The organism is Vibrio sp. bablab_jr001 (genome assembly GCF_016464285.1).
GTDB classification, from domain to species: domain Bacteria; phylum Pseudomonadota; class Gammaproteobacteria; order Enterobacterales; family Vibrionaceae; genus Vibrio; species Vibrio fluvialis.
Genome location: NZ_JACDWZ010000073.1, coordinates 1 through 3,616, shown reverse-complemented (window position 1 = coordinate 3,616; position 3,616 = coordinate 1). Strand labels below are relative to the sequence as shown.

Sequence of the window (3,616 nt, the reverse complement as noted above, 5' to 3'; positions counted from 1 at the left end):
CTCGGCCGCAACATCACTGTCGATGTTGCCCAGCGCGAACGTCGGCGTCTTGTCATTGGTCAGGTTGTCTGTGTCGCTGTCGCCGCTGTCGCTCGACGCGACCAGATCGATGGTCGGTTTGCTGATCTCGGTATCAGCAGCAGCAGCAGTCCCCTTAACTAAAGTAGATTGAGTACCTGCCTCATCAGATAATATTGCGCTCAGAGTTGAGCCTGGTTCCACTTCAAAAGACACGCCGTTTATGATGTTATCTGCAGTGATTGTTATCGATGTTTCAATGCCGTTCACTGTGTAAGTTAGCTTATCGCCTACTTTGGAGTCAGCTACGGAGATAGTCGCAGTAATAGTTCCATCCAAGCCAACTTCCTGTGCGTTATAGATATCATCATTACCCGTGCTTTCAAATGAAATCGCTGGCGTACCGATGGTCACACCTTCCTCAGCCCCCGTAGACACAACCAACAAACTCGACAGCGCCAAACTTTGGGTTTGTGAAAGGCCCAGACTCTCGAATCCTGTGGTATCGAAGTCTGTCGTGGCGATGGTTTCTGAACCGATACGCTCGATGGTTGCCGCTTCGGCGAGCGCAGACCCTTGGGCTCCGCCGGCCGCAGGAGCTTCGGCGTCATCGACCTGAGTCGGGTCCTGGCCTTCTTCTAATGCAGCAAAAATGCGCGCTACATCATCGGTGATGTCTTGCGGAGTATTATTTGCATCAACGAGTTGTGCCTTGAGTTCTGCATCATCCGTGATGTTATCGCCTCTTTGGACAATGACTGTCCCTTGGGGCAACTTTTCACCAATTGTCGCAGTACGAATGTTACCGTTGATGTCGATCACGATCATTTGATTTGCAGACAGGATTCCACTAGACACAAGAAGGTTTAAACCCATAAAAAACCTCAGAAACTTTTGAAGTGAATTACCGCACGCTGTTCAAGCATTGGCGATAGTTATTATTCGAATAAAATTGGCTCGACGATAACACTAAACCTTAGTTAAACAAAGGTTAACACGTTATACGGTTAGCGTTTTTTTGACGGATTCGATGGTTTCTCAAAGTTAATACATGGAATCAAGATCACTTAATAAAAATCACGCCATTAGCTTTATTTTCCTCTCCCTAAAGCGTAAAATTCGCGCTTTATTAATAAGTTAACAATTAACTCCGACCGACCCCCTTAACAAGTTGGTCAATTTGAGTCATGGTCCGTCACATTTTTGACACGCGAACCCATTCGTCTCATTAATGAGATGAACTTTGCTTTAGACTCTGCGCTCATTCGTTTTCCATCCGATATGGGAGTTTGATTTTGAAAGGGTTTTCCTTAAAGACTTTAGTCTGCGCACTTGCGTTTACCAGCCCCGCATTTGCTCAAACGTTGGAGCAGGCGGTATCACTGACACTGGCCTCCAATCCTGAGTTAAAAAGTGCGTTTAACCAGTACAAAAGCCGTGTATCTGAATCGAATGCGGCTTCCGGAGCGTATCTTCCACGTATTGATTTAGATGCGGGTATTGGCTATGAAGGTATTAACCCTGCAGAATCAAGTAGCAGTTCCGACACTGATATGACGCGAAAAGACGTCACGCTGACGTTTAATCAATTGATTTGGGACGGTTCTGCGACACTTAACGATATGGATCGCACCGCAGCGGAAGCCGAAGCAGATCGCTATCAACTTCTTGCTGACGCATCGGATAAAGCTCTGGAAGTCGCTAAAATCTACCTCGAAGCAACAAAAGCATACGAAGTGCTGGTTTTGTCAGAAAACAACCTGGCGACCCATAAAGAAATTTACCGCGACATTAAAAAGCGCGCAGAATCCGGCATCGGTTCAACCGCGGACGTCACGCAAGTTGAAGCTCGTATAGCAAAAGCGCACGGCAACCTTCTGGCAGCACAGAACAATTTGTTTGATGCTTACGTTCAGTTTCGTCGCCTTGTCGGTCAAGAGCCATTGGGTCTTATTTTCCCTCGCGCTGACAGTACTGCCCTTCCATTAACCGTCGAGCAAGCTCTTGAACAGGCTCAGAAGTCACATCCCGTGATTAAAGTCGCGCAAACCGATGTGGATGCAGCAAGATTCCAATACAAACAATCCAAAGCTCCGAACTATCCCACCATTTCGTTTGAAGCTTCTCAAACTTGGCTGAATGATGCGGGGGGTTACGAAGGCAGCAGCGATGAGACCACAGCCATGATTCGTCTTCGTTACAATCTGTACAACGGCGGCGCAGACAGCGACAAAACTGAAGGCGCTGCTTACCAGCTTAACCGCGCGAAAGATCTTCGTGAGAATACCTTCCGCACGGTCGAAGAAGGATTGCGTTTATCCTGGAATGCACTGGATCTCACGCTGCAACAAAAAGAGTTTTTGTCTGATCACGTAGATTCAGCCTCTAAAACTGTGATTGCTTATCGTAAACAATATTTGATCGGTCAGCGAACGCTTCTGGATCTGTTGAACACAGAAAACGAGTTGTTTGAAGCCCGTAAAGATTATCTCGATGCGAAATATTCAGAGCAATACGCCAAATACCGTTTAATGAACGCGACAGGCAACCTCCTTAGCGCCTTGCGCGTTGATGTACCAGAAGAGTGGATGACGAAGGTAGAGTACTAAATATGAAGATTCGCACTTTATTGCTGGCTGTAGTAGCCGTGGCGTTGTCCCGCCCGCTATTTGCAAATGAAGAGCCTAATGCAGACGTTTACGACTACATCACCACACCCGTCGCAAACCAAGTGGACGATTTGTTGGATGATGACAACGATGGTGTCATCAATGCACGAGATAAGTGCCCAGACACACCTTCCGCGTCCAAAATTGATAACGATGGCTGCGGTGAGTCGATCAAATCCTCACATTTGCAACAACTGCATATTTTGTTCGCCAATGATTCAAGTGATATTCCACCTGTTTTTCTGAATCAAATTCGTCAGATGGCCGACTTTTTAAGACTCTACCCAGAGACTTCAATTGAATTACAAGGTTACGCCAGTAAAGTAGGTAAACCAGAGTACAATCTGGCGTTATCTAAACAACGTTCTGAAGCGGTGCGTTTGCAATTGGTTCGGTTTGGTGTCACGCCTAAGCGAATCCGCATTGTCGGCTTTGGTGACACCGTACTTGCAGTGGAAGGCGAAGATCAAGTGAGTCATGCCCGCAACCGTCGCGTCACAGCCAGTGTCGTTGGATTTAAAGGTGAAGTGGTTAAAGAATGGACCGTATTCACGACTCTGCCGAAATAACGCTTGAGTAAGTCGAAAGATTGCTTCTTTATGAAAGTCCCGATTTGTCGGGACTTTGCTGTTTTCGAAACGGCATTCTTCATTTAAGTCATGAACTATCTGCGCAATGTATTAAAAATACCTATATAAGATAGTCAGTTATAAAATTAATCGACATAATTGCACCATTATCAGTCCAATTGTGTATAAGCTTCACTTTCCATACCCTATGGATTTCACCGCAGGATCGCACCATGAGTCAACGCAGTTATCACCAGCTCTCGCCCGGCGAACTTGAATTTGTCGACGACCAGACCGCCGCGCTGCTGCTCAACACCCCGAGCAGTGCCCGCATTATGTTGTGGGTGATGGTGCTGTTTT

At 46.6% G+C, this 3,616-nt stretch carries 3 protein-coding genes; 2 read left to right on the top strand and 1 reads right to left on the bottom strand.

The genetic code is table 11. The features are described from left to right. Window positions 1–876, bottom strand: an 876-nt coding sequence (locus JIG40_RS12035) for an Ig-like domain-containing protein (protein WP_348541338.1), incomplete at its 3' end; no start/stop codon positions are given. 437 nt (window positions 877–1,313) lie between these two features. On the opposite strand from JIG40_RS12035, the gene JIG40_RS12030 reads away from it, so the two are divergent. After that, the gene (locus tag JIG40_RS12030) at window positions 1,314–2,627 is read left to right on the top strand and encodes a TolC family outer membrane protein (protein WP_020433160.1); all 1,314 of its coding nucleotides are present in this window, start codon (window positions 1,314–1,316) and stop codon (window positions 2,625–2,627) included. 2 nt (window positions 2,628–2,629) lie between these two features. Further along, complete coding sequence (locus JIG40_RS12025; protein WP_032082469.1) at window positions 2,630–3,256, top strand: OmpA family protein; 627 nt, start codon at window positions 2,630–2,632, stop codon at window positions 3,254–3,256. Window positions 3,257–3,616: the final 360 nt, after the last annotated feature.

Excerpts from the sequence above, each read along its gene's own strand:
- JIG40_RS12025 (WP_032082469.1), top strand. The coding sequence starts at position 2,630 with ATGAAGATTCGCACTTTATTGCTGGCTGTAGTAGCCGTGGCGTTGTCC.